The organism is Dongia soli (assembly GCF_034044715.1).
In the GTDB taxonomy this organism is placed as follows: domain Bacteria; phylum Pseudomonadota; class Alphaproteobacteria; order Dongiales; family Dongiaceae; genus Dongia_B; species Dongia_B soli.
Map to the genome: position 1 here is coordinate 1 of NZ_JAXCLW010000002.1, position 17964 is coordinate 17964.

Sequence of the window (17964 nt, forward strand, 5' to 3'; positions counted from 1 at the left end):
AGAATGGCCGGGAACAGCCCTTCCGGATCGGCCCCCGACAGGGTGAAGTAATCCGTGTGACACAGACCCGTCGCCTTCACCTCAACCAACACCTCGCCAGCCTGCGGGCCGTCAAGCTGTACGGTTTCAATGCTGAGGGGTTTGCCGGCTTCCAGAGCCACGGCGGCGCGTACATCCATGATCATTCTCCCAACGTCAGATAGCCAATGTGTCAGATAGCCGATTCGGTCGGCGGGCATGGTTTCAGATGACTTGTCATCTTGCAAGCCAAGGCTCAGTCTGACCGATACAATAGTCGCTATCCATTCACTGAGATATAGGACGGGCATAGAGGGGCTGGCATGACGGCGACGCTCATACGCCTTGGCGCTCAGATTATGGTTCGTGTCGGTTTGTCGCTATTTGTGACAGGATTGTTCCCAGGAACGTCGCCAGCACAAGATCCGCCGGAAAAAGGGCAGCCATTTCCCGAGCTTTATCGGATGTATTACGATGGCGGTCTGTTGGAATATTGCAATCTGATCTCACCGCTCGCGGGCAAGGGCTTCCGGGCCATGCGGGCCGATCTCCTGGCGCGCGACCGGCCTACTGAAGAAGAACATCGCCGGACGCGGATTGCCGCTGCCACTGCGATCGATATCGAATATCTTGATCATGGTCTCGGCGGCCAACGTCTGTGGTGCAAGACCGAAGGCAAGGCAGCTTTCGATCGGTTTGAAGCTTATGGCCGCAAATTGCCGGATTAGCGAGACGCTCTGCGGTGGGGTTGATGAGTATGTCGTTCCTGGAGTTGGTGCTGCTGGCAGTGGCGGCTATTTATCTAGTCATTTTGCTTTCCTTGTTCTTTATGCAGCGCCGCCTGATTTTCCCGGCTTCGCAGGAGCGGGCCGACCTGGCCGAGATTGCCTCGATGACGGACCGTTTCCAGGCGGTTTCAATCGAGGGACTCAATGGAGCGAGGCTGACTTCCTGGTTTGCTCCGGCGACGCGCAATGATGGGCGGACCATCATCTATTTTCATGGCAATGCCGGACATATCGGTGGTCGGGTGGAGCGCGTTTTGCCGTATCTCTCGGTCGGCTACGGCGCGCTGCTGGTCGGCTATCCAGGATATGGCGGCAATCCCGGTAAGCCGAGCGAACAGGCCTTGTATGCGGCAGCGCGCGCCAATCTCGATTTTCTAGAGCGGCAGGATGTCGATGCTTCTCGACTGATCCTGTTTGGTGAATCGCTTGGCACGGCGGTTGCCATACAAATGGCCATTGAACGGCCGGCTGCCGCGATCATTCTCGAGGCGCCGCTCGCATCAATCTATCTGTCAGCCTGGGCGCGTTATCCCTATCTCGCTTACAACCGCCTGATCCGCGACAAGTTCGCCTCGATCGACAAGATCGGCAATGTGCGTATACCCTTGCTGTTGATACATGGCGAGCGCGACATGACGACGGCTGTCAAATTCGGCCGCAGCGTCTTCGAGCGCGCCAACGAACCGAAGTTCGGGTTGTTTCCGACCGATGCCGGCCATAACGATCTGATGCAGCATGGCATGCCGGAGGCCGTCTTGAAATTTCTTGGCGAGTTGCCCGCATGAGGAAGGTGTTGATCAGCGCTTGTCTCATGGGTGAAGCGGTCCGCTATGACGGGCGCGCGGCCGGGGATGGCGGCGCGCTCCTGACCGATTGGCAACGGGAAGGGCGTCTGGTGGTCATTTGCCCCGAACTAAGCGGCGGCTTGCCGGTGCCACGTCCGCCGGCTGAAATTCGCGGCGGTAATGGGAGCGACGTGCTGGCCGGCTCTGCGCGGATCGTGACGCCGGACGGCGATGATGTAACGGAAAATTTTCTACAAGGCGCATCGGCAACGCTCGCGCTTGCTCAAAATCATGGCGTGACGGTCGCCATCCTAAAGCAGCGTAGCCCGTCTTGCGGTAGCCGCGAAATCTACGACGGCAGGTTCGTCGGCAATCGCATTGCCGGCGAGGGCGTCACCGCAGCTCTGCTTCGCCGCCACGGCATCACTGTTTTCGATGAAACCCAATTGGCCGAGGCGGAATCCTGGCTCCGGCATCAGTCGGATTAGGACGCTGTGGCGATCGCTTTCTCGAAAGCTTCGAACGGCAATAACACGCAATCGCGTCGGCTTTTCGCCGAATGAACCGGCGTGAAGATATCGAGACACGACCAATCGGCGGGCGCTGCATCGCCATCGCGCATCATGGCGCGGATGGCTGGCAAGATGGCGCGGGCGCTGCTGAGATCGCGGTTGCGGCAATATTCGGCAATCGTGGCCGCGGCAGCTTCGCAAAGGATGCAGCCGCGGACATGATGGCTGATCCCGCCGATATGGTCACCGGACTTTTCAATGTCGATGGTAACGCGATCGCCGCAAAGCGGATTGTCGAGCGTGATGCTGGTGGTCGGGTTATCCAGCCTGCCCTTGCCATAAGCCGTCTTGGCGCGTTGCACGAGGGCTTGATGATAGAGCGTTGCGCTCATGCAGTGAAATCCTGGTGTAATTTTGCATAGGCTTCGGGTGTGTCGATATCGCGCAAAATCGTCCTGTCATCGACGGCGATCTCCGCGACCAATTCCGCATGTTCGCCGATCAGATGCCGTGCACCGACATCACCGGCCAGTTGCCGCATCTCCGGAAAAAAACGGCGATCCCACAGGACCGGGTTGCCGCGCTTGCCTTCATGTACCGGCAGGACAATGGCCCGGCCTTCAACCGGATTATAGGCTGAGATCATGCGCCGCAGGAGGGGGGCGGCGACCTGCGGCATGTCGCCGAGGAGGATCATCGCCGCATCAGTCTCCTGCTTCAGACTGTCTATGCCAGTCTTGAGGGAGGCACTCATGCCCTCCGCATAATCCGGTGCCAGCACGATACGGACGGGGCGGTTGCCGATTGCGCTGCGTATCTCGCTCGCCTGATGTCCGGCAACGACGACGATATCGGAGAGATCCAAGGCCAGGGCTTGATCGATCACATGGCAAAGCAGGGGCTTGCCATGGAGATCGAGCAGGAGTTTGTTCTGGCCCATGCGTCTGGACTGCCCCGCTGCGAGGATGATCGCTGCGATGTGCCGGCCATTGTCCGGGCGGCTGGATGGAGCATCCCCGAGACGCGGTTGCGGGCGGCTGGGAATCTCACCAAGAAGGCCGCCAACTCCCATGCGGCGGATATCGCGCGCCGTGACCGGCAGGTCGGCGGCCAGACGCTGCAGGACCCAATCGACGCCATTGCGTTTCGGCGACCTGGCGCATCCCGGCAGGCCGATGACAGGTATGTCGCCAAGTCCGGCCAGCAGCAACAGATTGCCGGGATCCACCGGCATGCCGAATTGCTCGATATGGCCGCCCAAGGCGGTCACCGCTGCGGGAATGACGTCGAGGCGGTCGGTGATTGCGCTGGCGCCGAGTATCAACAAGAGATCCGCTTGGTCTTTCAAGCTTTCGTCGATTGCGGATCGCAAAGCGTCCATCTGATGTGCACAGCGTTTTTCGCCGACCAATGTGCTGCCAAGCTCCATGACGCGACGTGCCGTGATATCGCGCGTCTTATCCAAAACGCTCTCTTTCAAGGTTGGCAGCACAGTCTGGATGAGGCCAATGCGACGGGACCTGAAGGGTGCAACCCGAACACTGGCTGTGCCGCGCCGGGCAACAGCGCAGGCCTTCTGCAATAAACTGGCGGGAACGGCAAACGGAATGATCTTCACCGTTGCCACCATCTGCCCGGCCATCACGGGCTGGCGATTGGCGAGTGTCGCCAAGGTCATCGCTTCGTCAATCTCATTGATCGCATCGATCAACTCTTCATCAAGGCAAAGCAATCCGCTCGTCTCGGCAAACAGATTGGCCCGGCCGGTAAAAGGGGGATCGGTGCGAATATGGGCGCCGGCAACGGCACGCGCTAAATCGGCCGCGGCTTGATCTTCCCCAATATCGCCGGGCTCCAGCCGGGCGACAACGATATGGCTGTGGCCATGCGCCGCCAAGGCGGCGAGGTCGGCGGCCGTGAGGTAGCGGCCTTTTCTAAACAGCTGGTCGCCGGCCCTGACCGCATGGGCAAGGATGGCTCCCTGGCATTCTTCCAATGGTAATGTGCCGAAAATCATCTTGTCCTAACGCGTCGGTCGGCGATGCAAGGCGGCCGTCAGTTGTGCCATGACGGAAATGGCGATTTCCGCCGGCGACTTGGCGCCGATATCCAATCCGGCCGGTCCGTGAATGCGCATGCAATCCGCCGCGCTGAACCCTTCCGCCTGGAGCCGCTCCAGGCGAGCCGCATGGGTCTTCTTGCTGCCGAGGGCGCCGATATAGAAAGCCGGTGAGCGCAAGGCGAAGGTGAGGGCCGGGTCGTCCAGCTTGGGATCATGCGTCAGCGTGACGATGGCGCTGCGGCTATCCGGCCGCAAAACCTCCAGCGCTTCATCCGGCCAGTCATGGCGCAGATCGATCCCGGGGAAGCGATCCGCCGAGGCAAAGGACCGGCGAGGATCTATCACAGTGACCTGATAACCCGCCAGCATCGCCATCGGGGCGAGCGACTGCGAGATATGCACTGCTCCCACGATCATCAAGCGGGCAGCCGGATTATGCACATGCACGAAGAGGCGATGGCCGGTCGTCTCGATCTCGCCGCTGCGATCGTCGATCAAGGCTTGCCGGGCGGCGACTAAATCACTTATCGACAAATCCAATCTGGCGCCGGTACGGGTTGCGGTGACGATATCCTGCAGCCCCGTTGCAAGATTGGTCACGAGGGCGACAGGCTCGCCGCGCGCCTTCAATTCAAGGATCTCGTTCAGCAGGTCGCGTCGCATCAAAGCACCTGTTCAGTCCAGCCGTTCGATATAGACCTGCAACTTGCCGCCGCAGGCCAGGCCGACTTCCCAAGCTTGCTCGTTGGTGATGCCGAAATCCAGCAAACGCGGCTTCCCGTCCTGCATGACATCGAGTGCTTCCTTAACGACCGCGCCTTCGATGCAACCGCCGGAAACGGATCCCATCATGCGGCCTTGGCCGTCGACGATCAGCTGGCTGCCGGCCGGGCGCGGCGAAGACCCCCAGGTGCTGGTCACGGTGGCGATGGCGACCTCATGGCCTTGATTTTTCCAGTCGGCGGCGATGGCGAGAATGTCCTGATCGGGTGTCATGCGGCAAGTCCTCCGCGCATTCCGGACGAGCGGCGCAGGTGGTCCCCACTCAGCGCCTCGGCCAGATCTTGCATACTGTTCAGATTATGTATCGGGCGGAAGTCGTCAACGTGCTTGATCAGAATACCTGCACCCCGGCTCAGCGGCTCATAGGCATCATAACGCAATAAAGGATTAAGCCAGATCAAGTGCCGGCACGAGCGGTGCAGCCGCGCGATTTCCCGCTCCAATATCTCGCCGTCATCGCGCTCCAGGCCGTCGCTGATCAGCAAGATGACGGCGCCTTGAGCCAACACCCGGCGGGCCCATCGCAAATTGAATTCGGCCAAGCTGGAGCCGATGCGGGTGCCGCCCGACCAGTCGACAACATGCTCGGCGACAAGATCCAAGGCGATATCGACATCGCGGTGACGCAGATGACGCGTGATGTTGCTGAGCCGCGTGCCGAACAAAAATGTATGAACCCTGTCGCGATCATTGGTAATGGCATGCACGAAATGCAGCGCGAGGCGCGCATAACGGCTCATCGATCCGGAAATATCGCAGAGGATAACCAGCGGTGGGTGCCGCGGGCGAGGCGACTTGAGACGCAACGGTATGGTCCCGTGATGCCGCAAGCTGGCGCGCAAGGTGCCGCGCATATCCACGATTTGACCGTGATCGTCGCGACGGAAGCGGCGTGTCGGCACTTCCATGATCGGCAGACGCAGTTGTGCAATGGCTTTCTTGGCGAGTTGCAGTTCCACCATGCTCATCTTGTCGAAATCCATCCGCTGCAGAATTTCGCGCTGCGAATAGGTCATCGCCGCATCGATCTGCAACTTTTCTTCTGCATTGGACAGGTCATCCAACTGGTCCGCACTGTCCTTCTTTAAAGCTTCCGCCAGCCGCCGGTTTATCTCCTGTTGTTTCGCAGGATCGTGTTGATCGATCGCGAGGCTGGGCAAGAGCAGCGACATCATGCGCTTCAGGAATTCCGGGTTCTTCCAGAAAATATGGAACGCCTGGTCGAATATCTCGCGCTGTTCGCGGCGCTGCACGAAGACTGCGTGCAGAACCCAATAGAAATCGGCACGGCTGCCGATGCCGGCGGCCTGCAGGGCTTCGACCGCATCGATGACCTTGCCGGGGCCGATCGGCAGACCCGCGGCACGCAAGGTGCGCGCGAATTGCATGATATTATCCATCAGCCGGCCGGCCATGATCAGCGCGCCGCCATTTCAGTGCGTATCTCATCCAACAAACGGGCCGCTTCGCTGCCCCGGATACGAGCGATATCGTCCTGGTATTTGAGCAAGGCGCCCAGGCTGTTATCGACAGCCTGGGGATTGAGTGCGACCTGATCGAGTTGAACCAAGGCATCAGTCCAATCGATTGTCTCGGCGACGCCTGGCAGCTTGTAGAGATCCTGGCCCCGCAGCTTCTGAATGAAGGCGACCACCTCGCGCGACAGGCCATCAGCGGCCTGCGGCACCTTGGCGCGCAGAATTTCCAATTCCCGCGCGGCATCCGGATAATCGACCCAGTAATAGAAGCACCGGCGCTTCAGGGCATCGTGAATTTCCCGCGTGCGGTTTGAGGTGATGATGACGATCGGCGGTTCCGGCGCCTTAATGATGCCGATCTCGGGGATCGTCACCTGGAAATCCGACAGCAATTCGAGCAGATAGGCTTCAAACGGCTCGTCGGTGCGGTCGAGTTCATCGATCAGCAAAACCGGCGGACCGGACGGACCGGGTTCCAGCGCCTGAAGCAGGGGACGCCGGATCAGGAAGCGGTCGGAAAAGATGTCGTGCGCGATCTCTTCGCGAGACCCCGTCTGAGCTGCTTCAGCCAAACGAATTTCCAGCATCTGCCGGGCGTAATTCCATTCATAGACAGCCGCGGCGATATCCAGCCCTTCATAGCATTGCAGGCGGATCAGTCGGCGGCCGAGCGTGCCGGCCAGCACCTTGGCGATTTCCGTCTTGCCGACACCGGCTTCACCTTCAAGGAAGAGCGGCCGGCATAGTTTCAGGGCCAGAAACACAGCGGTGGCGAGGCTGCGATCGGCGATATAATTGCCCGCTTGCAGCAAGGTAACGGCATCGTCGATCGATTCCGGGAGAGCGTAGAGAGACTGCGGCTGGACGGCTGCGCTCATCGGGCCTCGCTATTTCTTGATCCACTTGCCACCGCTATCCATGAAATACCAGCCGGGTTGGAGCTTTTCCTGGATGATCTTTTCTGCGGTAATCGCGCCGATCTGCTCGACAGGGACGCCTTTCTGCTTGGCGATCTGTTCGTATTTCGTGCGGCGCTGCTCGTTGACGTCCTGCACCAGCTTTTGTATGTCGGCACCGGCATTGCCGGAGACAATGCCGACATAGCCGTCCGGCCGCTCGCCGATCAGCCCCTTGGCGCGTGCGCCGTCCAATGTTTCCGCCGCTGCCGGAGTAGCGAAGATCAGACTGGAGGCCACCGGCACGGCCAGGATCACGGCCAGGCCCAGGGCCATGCTCGCGGCATAGCGCAGGGTAAGGCGCCGAAAACGGGTAAGAATGCGCATTTTGGCCGCAAACATGACGCTCGACCTCTTTCTTCTAAACTAGAACAGGTTTGGATTGGATTGAACCAAAGTATCGACGTCCCGGTCGACCTTGACCCGGACTTCTTGCTCGATCTTGACGTTCATGTTGATCACGATCGGCTTGTCCGGAGCTTCAACCTTAACGGTGGGGTTGCAAGCCGCCAGGATCACGGCAAGGGAAACAGCGAGGAAAACCGGACCGCAAGCCCGGCGTCCCGTACCGCCAAGTCCTGCGTCACATTTCGCATTCGGCGCCACTTCAAACTCCCTGCCTGAGATTATTTTACCTGAAATACTTTATCTGAAATCATTCAACCGTTGCTCGATCATAGCGGGCACTTGATAACCGGCCAAGCCTTTGCGCAAAACCTCATCCAGCCGGCCGGTTGCGGTGAAATTGAACTCCACCGGATAGCCATCATAGAAGCTGGGGTTGCTGCCGCTGATATGCAAGCCGAGGTTGGCGTCGCCGGTGAGCTCGCGCTGGAGCGTCAGAATCAATTCCTTGTAATGAAAATCTGACAGCGCATCCAAAGCCATATTCACGCTGCTACCGGCACTTTTGACCATCGCGGGGGCCGATGCCTTGTCGTATTTCAGCTTGCCCGGGCCGACCGAGGCCAGTTTGGCATCCTTGATCACGACTCCGGTGGGAAAGAGGCTCACCGGGATATTGCCGGAGATCTGCCCCTCGCCGGACAGGCCGGCAATGCCGATCAACTGGAAGAGTTCGCCGACACCCAGACGATCTACTTGCAGATCGAGCTGCTGGACAGACGCATCAAGGGCGAGTTGGGTCGGGGCGAGCGAGACCTGGCCACCGGCCAGATTGAGGCTTCCGGCATTGACCTTGAGAGACCGTCCATCATCGATATCGAAATTGATGAGTCCATTCGTGAAGGGCAGGCCGATCACTAGCTGCTCCACGGAGAGGGTTTGATTGGCCGCCGTGGAAAGCGGCCAAGGCCGGTCAATCAGCACCACACCATTGAGATTTTGAAAGACTGCGGGGCCAATCTGGCCAGATAGATTCTCGATCGCCAGATTGAGCTTGGAGGTGAGACTACGGTCAGGCGCGAGATCGATCGTTCCCTTGAGGGCGATCTTGCCGTCGATGTCGTGACTGTATTGCCGGACGATCGGGATAAGATCGCCGAATTGCCAGCCGTCTTTGGCAAAGACGAGGGGGGCGAGGTTGACCTGAAAACGGCCCGTGCCGCGGCCGGGATCCATATTGCCGCTTGTGGTAAAAGTCAGTCTTCCGGTCTGATCGGTCAATTTGGCCGTCATGTCGATGCGGCCCGGTTTGCCGGTCAGTTTTGCCGTGGCTTTCAACGGCGCAACCATCTTACCGAGATCAATTGTGGCCAAGGACACAGACACGGTGCCGGTTACGAGATCGGGCTTGCCTTTGGCATCGATCTGCAGGTTGCCGATGGTAGTAGGCCGTCCGAGAAAATCCAGCCGCAGCGTGGGAATGACCAGTTGAGCCTCGCGGCTATCCGCCGTCTCGCCGCCAAACGCAGCCTTGCTGCCGCTAAGGGTGAGGGTGGCGATGTCCTTGCGGCCGGCAGCGGCGACCTGGGTTTTGATATCGCCCAGCGCGAATTTGCCAGCGATAGGCGCCATGGTGGTCGGCGCGACCGCGATCGCAAGCTCCGTGCCCTCGGCCTTGACCGGTACCGTCAACCCGCTGGGAAAGCCGATCGGTCCCTTTGGTAGGTCACGGATCGTGAGCTTTCCCGTCTCGCGCGGTGTCACCGTCACGATCGCGCCGTCGTAGTTCAGGCGCAATTTAAGATCGGCGGCCGGTTCTTTCAGCGTCACATCGCCGAGAACAGCTTGCTGGTCTTTGACGGCGAGGTCGATATCGGATGTCAGTGTCGTTTTGCCTTCGGCGAAGCCCAGTGTACCCTGGCCATTGCCAAGCTTGCCGACGAAATCTACCGAAGGGCCGCCTTTGATATCCGCGGTCAAACCGTTGAAGGAGAAACTGCCGCCCGAGAGCTGCTGTGGCATTTTTTCACCGCCGGCCATCTGCACCACGGCATTGATCGGGCCGTTGATCGGTTCAGGCAGCTCTTTAACGGAGAAATTCTGCAACGCAAGGTTGGCCTGTAGTCTGGGTGCGGCAGGATCACCGCTACCGCCGGTGACCGATATGTTGACACTGATCTGCCCCGCGACCGGTGTTACGCCCGGTAAAAGCTGCCAAAGTTTCGATTGGGCCGTGATTGACCCCTGTATTTGGCCTTCCGGCCGTGCTTGCGTCGAAATAGATCGGATCGTTGCGGTCGTCGTCAGATGCGCTCCATTCTCCGCTTCGATCCAGTTCAGATTAGTGAACAGCGTGTCCTTGTCATAAGTGGCCATTCCGTCAATCTGCTGTTCCCCGATCGGTGTGGCGAGGTGCACTCTGATATGATGCACGACGACCATCGGATGGATGGACGATCCGTCAGTGTCGCTATGCGTGAGTTCTGCCAACGCGGAATCCAGGCTGCCGAGGTGAAAGCCGCCATCGTAACGCGCTTGGATTTCCGCCTCGCCGATCTGTATGGCTTTGATATCCGAAAGACCGAAATTGCTAGGCCTGTAGTCGATACGGACGTCCTTCAGGCGAAGCTCCCCATCATCGCCGAGCGAAAGTTCGGGCAGCCAAACACCGGATAGATCGATATCGCCGATCTTGAAATGAGCGCCGATGCCGAAGTGGCGCTGCACAAACCACTCGGCGGTCTCACCCATTAACGATCCGCGCCAGAAAAACGCGGCCAGGACAACGGCAACAAATACCGCTATCGCGGACAATACCCAGATCCGCTTTCCACCCGCCTGCGCCTGTTCTGACATTCTGGATCCCTTGAAGCGCGGTGAGTGTACCGGGGCCTAACAAATTGTAAAAGCTGCTTGCGGCGCATGGGTGGGGTCCGCAAGATGCCGCTTAGGGTGTAATTAGCCAAGGACGGAAAGCAGGACTAAATGGCAACCGTTTCCCGCGGCGAAATCTGCCGGGACCTGAGATGCCGGGCTGGGGCAAGGCGTAAGCTCGGCCGGTGGATTGCCGGCGCCGGAATGCTTGGAGCTGCCATGCTCCTGTCCGGATCTTCATCTGCTACGGATGCCCCCGTCGCTCAACGCGTTGCCTGTTGGTTCAAACCGCCTGCCACATATGTCGCTACCTGCTACCAAGTGCAGGTGCCGGAACGGCGTTCGGCCGGAACGCAGAACCATTCTTCGGTGCCGCAACGATCAAACGGTCATTCTGGTGCGCTGGACAGCCGTGGCCGTACGGCGACCATCCCGGAATCAACAATACAAATATTGACGCTTCCCGTGGTCGTCATCTCCACGCCTGGTGAGCATCGGCGGGACGATCCGGTAGTTTACATATCCGGTGGTCCTGGCGATGGCGACTGGCTCGACGCGGATCGGATCGGATATTGGTGGAGTTATCTGGCCGAGAATCCGTGGCTCCGGCACCGTGACCTCATTCTGTTCGATCAGCGTGGCGTTGGGTTGACTGAGCCGCGGGTGGATTGTCCCGAACTGGCCGCCCTGAATATACGGAGTCTGCTCTTCGGCAATGATTATCGCCGTCTGGAAGCTGTTGAGCGGGACGCCGCGGCGTCCTGCCTGGCGCGGTTGAAGCAGGAGGGTCATGACGCGGCTGCCTATAACACGCTGGCCAGCGCGGCGGATCTGCACGACATCTTCTCCGCTTTGGCAATCCCGCGCTGGAATGTTTACGGGGTTTCCTATGGGACACGCCTGGCACTGACCTATATGCGTGATTTCCCCGCAGATATCCGGAGTGCCATTTTGGATTCGGTCTATCCGTTCCGGGTCAAATTCCTGGAAGATGATGCCTGGCGCACGGACCGCGCCTTTCGGAAGATCATCGATGGATGTGCTGCGGATGAACGCTGTCGATCCTGGTATCCGGATCTGGGCGGCAGGCTGCTGAAGCTGGTCAGGTCGTTCGATGTGGAGCCGTTGCCGGTGAAGCGGGTCGATCCGACGAGCGGGAAGCCGCTGCACTTTGGCTTCACAGGGGAGATGCTGCTGAACCATCTTTTCTTCAACATGTATAACCGCGCCGATATCGAACGGGTGCCACAGATCATCGATATCTTCGAACGCCGCTTGCCGCGATACCTGGATCATGAGATCGATAATTTCCTGGCCAATTTGAATGACCGTCCCGATTGGGGCGATGCCATGGCCACGACCATAAATTGCGCCGAAGATGTGGTGTTCAACGATCTGCGGCGCGTAAAGTCTAATTACCGCGCCTATCCCTTGCTGCAGGATTTTGCCGAACAAAATCCGGCGCCGCTCTGCCCTTCCTGGGTCCAGAGCATCCCCGATGAGCGTCTCACCCAGCCGGTCGAAAGTGACTTACCGACGCTGATCCTCAGTGGCGATTACGATCCGGTGACGCCGCCATCCTATGCGAAATTGGCGGCAGCGACGCTGAGGAACAGCTTCGTCATCAATTTTTTCGGTATCGGGCATGACGTCCTGGGAAACGATCTTTGCGCAGGCGTGATTGCCGACATGTTTCTCGACAAACCCACGACACGGCCGGTCGATAATTGTCTGAACGAGCAATCACTGCCTGATTACGAGCCACCGGTCAACTGACCGGGTTCTTAGAAATACGAGGTTTCAGAAATACGATAAGGCCAAGATTACCACGATCAGTGCAACGACGATGCTGCCCAGGATGATCAATGGTTTGCTGAGCTCGCTTGAACGGCCTTCGGCTGCAGGCAGATCAGATGGCATCGGCGCGGCTGCCGCTTCCGCTGCCGCTTGGAGATCGTCGGGAGTGAGTCTGTCCAAGGCACGATCCAGCGGGGCATGATCCGAACTGGTCTGTTCAGCGGCGCCGGCGGACCCCGGAATAGTGTCCGTCAGAATCGCGCCTGCGGGAATGGCTGTCGGAGCGGTCATCGTGGCGTGCACCTGCTCGGTGAATGCGGCGAAAAATTCATCCGCCATCTTCTTTGCGCTGCCTTCGACCAGGCGTGACCCAATTTGCGCCAGCTTCCCGCCGATCTGGGCAATGACGGCATATTTCAAAAGCGTGGCGCGCCCTTCTTCCTGCGATTCCAATTGCACCTTGGCGCTGCCTTTGGCGAAGCCTGCGGCGCCCCCCTGGCCCTCGCCGGTAATCGTGTAGCCACGGGGTGGATCGATATCGCTCAGCGTTATCTTGCCACCGAAGCTGGCTTTTACCGGGCCGATCTTCGCTGTGACGCGAGCGGTGAATTCCGTATCGGAAACGCGGGTCAACTCATCGCAACCGGCGATGCTGGCGCGCAGAACCTCCGGATTATTGAGGGCAGCCCAAACAGCTTCTCGTGGCGCGCCGATCCGGTATTCACCTGTCAGATCCATTGGCTTCTTCCCCAATTGCAGATACGCTCGCCCGGTCATCCAAGCAGGTCTTGACTTAATGTCAAGCTGGCCCGAAGGTCGAGAAATGATGAAAGGTCCTGGTCTTAAGCGGTTCCTAGGCTTCCTTAGCCTCATTTTGGTTGTTGGAACCTCTCCCGCAGCTGCCGTCGAATTCACCCGGGACATCCTCGTCATCCAAACACGAAATGCGGCCCACCGGTTCAATGTCGAGATCGCCAGTGATCCGGATGCACGTGCTCAAGGCTTGATGTTTCGCCAGGAAATGGCCGCCAATGCAGGCATGCTGTTTCTCTATCCGCAGGACCAGGCCGTCGCTTTCTGGATGAAGAATACTTATTTGCCGCTGGACATGATTTTCATCGGCGCCGATGGCAGCATTACTCAGATTGTCAAGAATGCGCAGCCCTTCTCCGAAAACCTGATCCCTTCCGACCGTTATGTGCGGGGCGTGCTGGAAGTGAATGCCGGCATCGCCAATCAGCTCGACATCCAGGTCGGCGATCACGTCGTCTACAAGGTCTTCAAGTTTCCGGCGGCGGCCAACAGCAAATGACGGTTTCCCTGCCGCGGGACGGCAGGGCCGCTTCGATTAGAGGCTGGTTTCGGCCGACTGGCTCAGGCGTCTGTATTGTACGCCGGATTCCAGCGCGCTCTGCGCCACCGTCTTGCGGCGGCTGGTGTCATTGACGCAGAAGATATGTGCGTAAGGCGTGCCGTCGATGCCGTTGAAAGTCGACGCCACCTCCCACACCAGTATCGACATATCGGCATTTTGATAACGCGCGCCGACAGTCACTCGCGTTTGTTTCCGGCGGGAAAAGATCCCAAGCATGCGTCGTCCCAATATCTTTGATGGATCCGCCAATGGCAGCGAATCAACTATCTAATTACCACAACAGAATTATTGACGACAAGGTATAGCTGAGTCGCGCCAAATCGACTGATCCGAGCGTCGGTTGAGAGCCGGCCGGCTGGCTGCGCTGAAGGCACTGGATCTCAACGGAAATATTTCGCTACGCGAAATGCCGACTGCAACCATAACGAAAGAATTACGCGTTGCGGAGATACCACGCGTAATCCAGTTCCGTGACACGGCTGAAAAAACGATCCTGTTCCGCGCGTTTCACTGCCGTGAAGACGTGATGAAAGCGTTCGCCGAAATAGTCCCTCATACGCTGGGATTTCTCAAACAGGTCCAGAGCTGCAAACCAGTTCGTCGGCAGGCTTGAGCCCATTTCCTGCGCCTGGGCATAACCGTTGCCGACAATGGCAGGACCCGGATCGATCCGGTGAGCCAGGCCGTAATGGATGCCGGCGAGCAATGCCGCCACGGCCAGATAGGGATTGGCATCGGCACCGCAGATACGGTGCTCGACATGGCGCGTATGGGCCGGCCCAGCCGGCACCCGGAAGCTGACAGTCCGATTGTTGACGCCCCAGGTCGGCGCTACCGGCGCATAGGAGTTGGCACGAAAGCGACGGTATGAATTGGCATTCGGAGCGAAGACGGCCATGGAATCGTCGAGGAGGGCTTTCATGCCGCCGACTGCGAATTTAAGCAGATCGCTTCCCTCGGGCGCGTCACTGGCGAAAACGTTCTGCCCATTCTCGTCCGCCAGGCTGACATGCAGATGCATACCACTGCCGGCAAGATCGTTATGCGGCTTGGCCATGAAGGTTGCTTCGAAACCGTGACGCACCGCGGTGCCCTTCAGCAGCCGCTTATAGATGACGGCATCATCACAAGCCCGCAGCGCGTCGGTGCGGTGCCGCAGCCCCAGTTCCATTTGCCCCCGGGCATATTCCGATATGGAGGATTCCAGCGGCAAGCCGATTGCCTCGCCATAGGCGTAAACGTCGCGGAAGAAAGGATCGAAATCGTCCAGCTCGCGCAAGCCGTAGACCTGGATATCCTTTTGCCGATGACCCGTTACCGCAGAGACCGGCGTTTGCCGGCTGCCATCGGCGGCGATCTCCCGGTCCACCAGGAAGAATTCCAATTCGCAGGCCACGACGGGGGTCAGCTTGAATTCCTTGAAACGCTCGATCACGCCCTTCAGGACCTGTCGCGGATCGAAAAAGCACCGCGCACCGTCCAGCTCGTACATCGACAGCATCAATTGCGCGAAATCGGGTCCAAGCCAGGGGGCCTTGGTCAAGGTGCCTGGCACGGCCCGGCCGAGCCGGTCGGCATCGCCATCGGCCCAGACCAGCCCGGTTTCATCGACATCCTCACCGGTAATATCGAGAGCACCCATGGTGCCGGGCAGAAAGCGGGCATAATCGAAAATGGGCCGCAGGTCATGCCGCAACAAATTTTTACCGCGCGGCACGCCGGTGAGATTGGTCCAGAAGATTTGCACGAAGCGCACGTCCGGGTGCTTTGCCAGGAATTCGTCGCATTCGTGCGTCTCGGCAATTTCCGGGCTGGCTGTTCCTTGACTGGTCTTACCCTGACTCAATTTTCCTCATCCTCGGTTGTAGTTTTGTAACAGCGCCCCGGCAGCAAGGCCGGCGCAATGTCCTTGGCGGTGATCCTCAGTTCTGCAATTCGTCGATGCAGGCGCCGACGCTGGCGATCAGATGATCGACCTGGGCGGCGGTTGTTGCCGGACAGACCAGCGTCATATTGTGGAAGGGCGCGATGATGATACCGCGGTTCAACAAATAAAGATGAATGGCCAGCTCTACCTTGTGATGCATGGCGGCTTGCGCTTCGGTGCCGTTGCGTGGACGTTCCGGCGCGCAGACGAATTCCGCGCGGGCGCCCACATTGGAAACATGCCAGGGCACATTGCGCTTCCGGATTTCCGCTTCGATGCCACGCGCCAGCCGCTCCGACAAAGGCAGCATGTGTTCATAGGCGGCCAGTGTCATGACCTGCTCGAGATTGGCACGCATCGCTTTCAACGCCATTGCATTGGCGCTGAGCGTGGTGCCCATGCCGCTATAGCCGGGGCCGGATGCGGTTTCTGCTTCCTTCATCTTCGCTGCCATCTCGGCGGTGCAGCCATAGACGGAGCAAGGGATCCCACCTGCGATCGGCTTGCCGATGGTCAGGAAATCCGGCTCCAGGCGATGAGTCCGCGTATACCCGCCATAGCCGGTCGAAATCGTATGCGTCTCATCGATCACCAGCAGCGTGCCGTACTTCCGCGTCAGTTGGCGCAGGCCCTCCAGATAGCCGGGCTGCGGCAGAACCATACCGATATTGGTCAAAGCAGGCTCGGTGATGACGCAAGCGACATCACGGTCCTTAAGCGCCGTTTCCAAGGCAGGCAGATCGTTGAATTCCACGACTTTTGTGTGGGTCGTGAGATCATAGACTTGACCGATCAGGCCGGGACGATGAATCGGCTTGCCGTCTTTCAAGCGCACGAAGGTATCGTCGCAGGAGCCGTGATAGCAGCCATGGAAGACAAGAATCTTATTCCGTTTCGTGATGCCGCGGCACCAGCGGATAACGAAGCGATTGGCGTCGGTGGCCGTCGTCGCAACCTGCCAGTACGGCAAGCCGAATTTCGCGGTCAGCAGCTTGCCGACTTCGACGACATCCTCGGTCGGCAGCATATAAGTAAGGCCGTGGCGCGCCTGCTCAGCGATGGCGGCAGCAACCGGCGCCGGTGAATGGCCGAACATCGACCCCGTATCGCCGAGGCAGAAATCGTCATATTTGTGGCCGTCGACATCGGTCAATGTGGAGCCGGATGCATCGGCCACGAAAAGCGGGAAGGGCGTCGACCAGTCCAGCATCCAATGCATCGGCACGCCGTTATGCCAATGAGAGGCTGCTTCTCTTGCGAAGCGCTGGGAGGTGGGGTTGCGCTGCGTGTAATGATCGCTCTCGCGGCGGATCATCGCCGTGACTTTATCCGTGGAGACACCGGCTTCCAAATTGGCCATTTCGACGCTACTCCTAACTTTGCGCTGCTATTGATAGCGGCTGGCCAAGAGGTCAGCAAGTGGCTGCCAGGGCGGTTGAAAAAGCAACATCCAAAGAGGAAGAAAAAACGAAGATGATGTCAGGACAAGTTGCTCTCGTGACCGGCGCGGGCAGCGCCGATGGGATCGGCTTCGCAACCGCAAAATTTTTGGCGGAAGCCGGTGCAAGTGTTGCCATTACCTCGACGACGGACCGCATCGAGGATCGGCTCGCTGAATTGCCGGTAGCGGATGAAAAAAAGCTTAGCCTGGTCGCCGATCTGACACGCGAGCGGCAGGTCGAACGTCTCGTCGAGCGGGTGCTGAAAACCTATGGCCGCATCGACATCCTCGTGAACAATGCCGGTATGATCCAAACGGGGGAGCGAGCTAAGGCATCACGGGTTCACCAAATCTCGACAGCCGAGTGGCAACGCGCTCTCGATATCAATATGAACACCTGTTTCTATGTCACGCGGGCAGTCATGCCGCATATGTTGCGCCGCAAATATGGCCGCATCGTCAATGTCGCCTCGGTGACGGGGCCGGTCGTTACCTTCGATCGCAGCGCTGCTTATAGTGCGGCCAAGGCGGCAATGGTCGGCTTCACGCGGGCAGCGGCTCTTGAAGTGGGTAGAAAAGGCATCACGGTCAATGCTGTTGCGCCCGGCTGGATTCAAACGGCGTCATCCTCCAAGATGGAAATTGAAGCCGGCAAGAATACACCGCTTGGGCGACCGGGCCGGGCTGTGGAAGTGGCCGCCGTCGCGGCTTTTCTCGCATCTGAATCGGCCGGTTATGTCACGGGCCAGATGATTGTAGTCGATGGCGGCAATGTCATCCAGGAACATAAGGGTGGATAATAGGCAGAAGACGAGCCATGGCC

General features: G+C 59.0%; 19 protein-coding genes and 1 pseudogene. 6 read left to right on the forward strand and 14 right to left on the reverse strand.

Annotated elements, in window-relative coordinates; genetic code table 11:
• Nucleotides 1-179, reverse strand: a pseudogene (locus SMD27_RS06545) (alcohol dehydrogenase catalytic domain-containing protein); the annotation flags it as partial.
• Between the two features lie 303 nt (nucleotides 180-482).
• On the opposite strand from SMD27_RS06545, the gene SMD27_RS06550 reads away from it, so the two are divergent.
• From SMD27_RS06550 to SMD27_RS06560, 3 genes are read left to right on the forward strand one after another with little or no spacing between them, the layout of a single operon-like run.
• Nucleotides 483-746, forward strand: a complete 264-nt coding sequence (locus SMD27_RS06550; RefSeq protein ID WP_320507569.1) for a hypothetical protein — start codon at nucleotides 483-485, stop codon at nucleotides 744-746.
• Nucleotides 747-769: 23 nt separating this feature from the next.
• A complete protein-coding gene (locus SMD27_RS06555; RefSeq protein WP_320507570.1) occupies nucleotides 770-1591 on the forward strand; it encodes an alpha/beta hydrolase in 822 nt (273 codons plus the stop codon).
• The gene (locus SMD27_RS06560; protein ID WP_320507571.1) at nucleotides 1588-2079 is read left to right on the forward strand and encodes a DUF523 domain-containing protein; all 492 of its coding nucleotides are present in this window, start codon (nucleotides 1588-1590) and stop codon (nucleotides 2077-2079) included. Before SMD27_RS06555 ends, SMD27_RS06560 begins: the two co-directional genes overlap by 4 nt.
• Here the strand turns inward: SMD27_RS06560 and SMD27_RS06565 are convergent.
• Genes SMD27_RS06565 through SMD27_RS06605 form a run of 9 tightly spaced genes read right to left on the reverse strand, consistent with a single transcriptional unit; the run spans nucleotide 2076 to nucleotide 10583 of the window.
• Nucleotides 2076-2495: an iron-sulfur cluster assembly scaffold protein gene (locus SMD27_RS06565; protein WP_320507572.1), complete on the reverse strand. Its 420-nt coding sequence runs from the start codon at nucleotides 2493-2495 to the stop codon at nucleotides 2076-2078. The genes SMD27_RS06560 and SMD27_RS06565 overlap by 4 nt on opposite strands.
• Nucleotides 2492-4120 (reverse strand): molybdopterin-binding/glycosyltransferase family 2 protein, encoded by a 1629-nt coding sequence (locus tag SMD27_RS06570; RefSeq protein WP_320507573.1) that lies wholly within the window; start codon nucleotides 4118-4120, stop codon nucleotides 2492-2494. Before SMD27_RS06570 ends, SMD27_RS06565 begins: the two co-directional genes overlap by 4 nt.
• Before the next feature lie 6 nt (nucleotides 4121-4126).
• Entirely contained in the window at nucleotides 4127-4828 is a 702-nt protein-coding gene (locus SMD27_RS06575; RefSeq protein ID WP_320507574.1) for an XdhC family protein, read from the reverse strand.
• A 12-nt stretch (nucleotides 4829-4840) separates the two neighbouring features.
• A complete protein-coding gene (locus SMD27_RS06580) occupies nucleotides 4841-5161 on the reverse strand; it encodes an XdhC family protein (RefSeq protein ID WP_320507575.1) in 321 nt (106 codons plus the stop codon).
• Nucleotides 5158-6336, reverse strand: coding sequence for a vWA domain-containing protein (locus tag SMD27_RS06585; protein WP_320507576.1), 1179 nt, complete (start codon nucleotides 6334-6336; stop codon nucleotides 5158-5160). The genes SMD27_RS06580 and SMD27_RS06585 overlap by 4 nt, the downstream gene beginning before the upstream one ends.
• A 29-nt stretch (nucleotides 6337-6365) precedes the next feature.
• Nucleotides 6366-7304, reverse strand: a complete 939-nt coding sequence (locus SMD27_RS06590; protein WP_320507577.1) for an AAA family ATPase — start codon at nucleotides 7302-7304, stop codon at nucleotides 6366-6368.
• 9 nt (nucleotides 7305-7313) lie between these two features.
• Nucleotides 7314-7724, reverse strand: a complete 411-nt coding sequence (locus SMD27_RS06595) for a YdbL family protein (RefSeq protein WP_320507578.1) — start codon at nucleotides 7722-7724, stop codon at nucleotides 7314-7316.
• Between the two features lie 24 nt (nucleotides 7725-7748).
• Complete coding sequence (locus SMD27_RS06600; RefSeq protein ID WP_320507579.1) at nucleotides 7749-7988, reverse strand: YnbE family lipoprotein; 240 nt, start codon at nucleotides 7986-7988, stop codon at nucleotides 7749-7751.
• Nucleotides 7989-8027: 39 nt separating this feature from the next.
• Nucleotides 8028-10583 carry an intermembrane phospholipid transport protein YdbH family protein gene (locus SMD27_RS06605; protein WP_320507580.1) on the reverse strand — a complete coding sequence of 852 codons (2556 nt, stop codon included), beginning with the start codon at nucleotides 10581-10583 and terminating at the stop codon, nucleotides 8028-8030.
• Nucleotides 10584-11054: 471 nt separating this feature from the next.
• On the opposite strand from SMD27_RS06605, the gene SMD27_RS06610 reads away from it, so the two are divergent.
• Nucleotides 11055-12377 carry an alpha/beta fold hydrolase gene (locus SMD27_RS06610; protein ID WP_320507581.1) on the forward strand — a complete coding sequence of 441 codons (1323 nt, stop codon included), beginning with the start codon at nucleotides 11055-11057 and terminating at the stop codon, nucleotides 12375-12377.
• A 24-nt stretch (nucleotides 12378-12401) separates the two neighbouring features.
• Here the strand turns inward: SMD27_RS06610 and SMD27_RS06615 are convergent, their stop codons facing one another.
• Nucleotides 12402-13136 (reverse strand): SRPBCC family protein, encoded by a 735-nt coding sequence (locus SMD27_RS06615; RefSeq protein WP_320507582.1) that lies wholly within the window; start codon nucleotides 13134-13136, stop codon nucleotides 12402-12404.
• 85 nt (nucleotides 13137-13221) lie between these two features.
• On the opposite strand from SMD27_RS06615, the gene SMD27_RS06620 reads away from it, so the two are divergent.
• A complete protein-coding gene (locus SMD27_RS06620) occupies nucleotides 13222-13710 on the forward strand; it encodes a DUF192 domain-containing protein (protein ID WP_320507583.1) in 489 nt (162 codons plus the stop codon).
• Nucleotides 13711-13746: 36 nt separating this feature from the next.
• Here the strand turns inward: SMD27_RS06620 and SMD27_RS06625 are convergent, their stop codons facing one another.
• The 3 genes from SMD27_RS06625 to SMD27_RS06635 form a co-directional block, all read right to left on the reverse strand.
• Nucleotides 13747-13953, reverse strand: coding sequence for a hypothetical protein (locus SMD27_RS06625; protein ID WP_320507584.1), 207 nt, complete (start codon nucleotides 13951-13953; stop codon nucleotides 13747-13749).
• Nucleotides 13954-14206: 253 nt separating this feature from the next.
• A complete protein-coding gene (locus tag SMD27_RS06630) occupies nucleotides 14207-15619 on the reverse strand; it encodes a glutamine synthetase family protein (RefSeq protein WP_320507585.1) in 1413 nt (470 codons plus the stop codon).
• A 76-nt stretch (nucleotides 15620-15695) separates the two neighbouring features.
• Nucleotides 15696-17060, reverse strand: coding sequence for an aspartate aminotransferase family protein (locus SMD27_RS06635; RefSeq protein ID WP_320507586.1), 1365 nt, complete (start codon nucleotides 17058-17060; stop codon nucleotides 15696-15698).
• 113 nt (nucleotides 17061-17173) lie between these two features.
• On the opposite strand from SMD27_RS06635, the gene SMD27_RS06640 reads away from it, so the two are divergent.
• Nucleotides 17174-17941: an SDR family NAD(P)-dependent oxidoreductase gene (locus SMD27_RS06640; RefSeq protein ID WP_320507587.1), complete on the forward strand. Its 768-nt coding sequence runs from the start codon at nucleotides 17174-17176 to the stop codon at nucleotides 17939-17941.
• The last annotated feature ends 23 nt before the right edge of the window (nucleotides 17942-17964 follow it).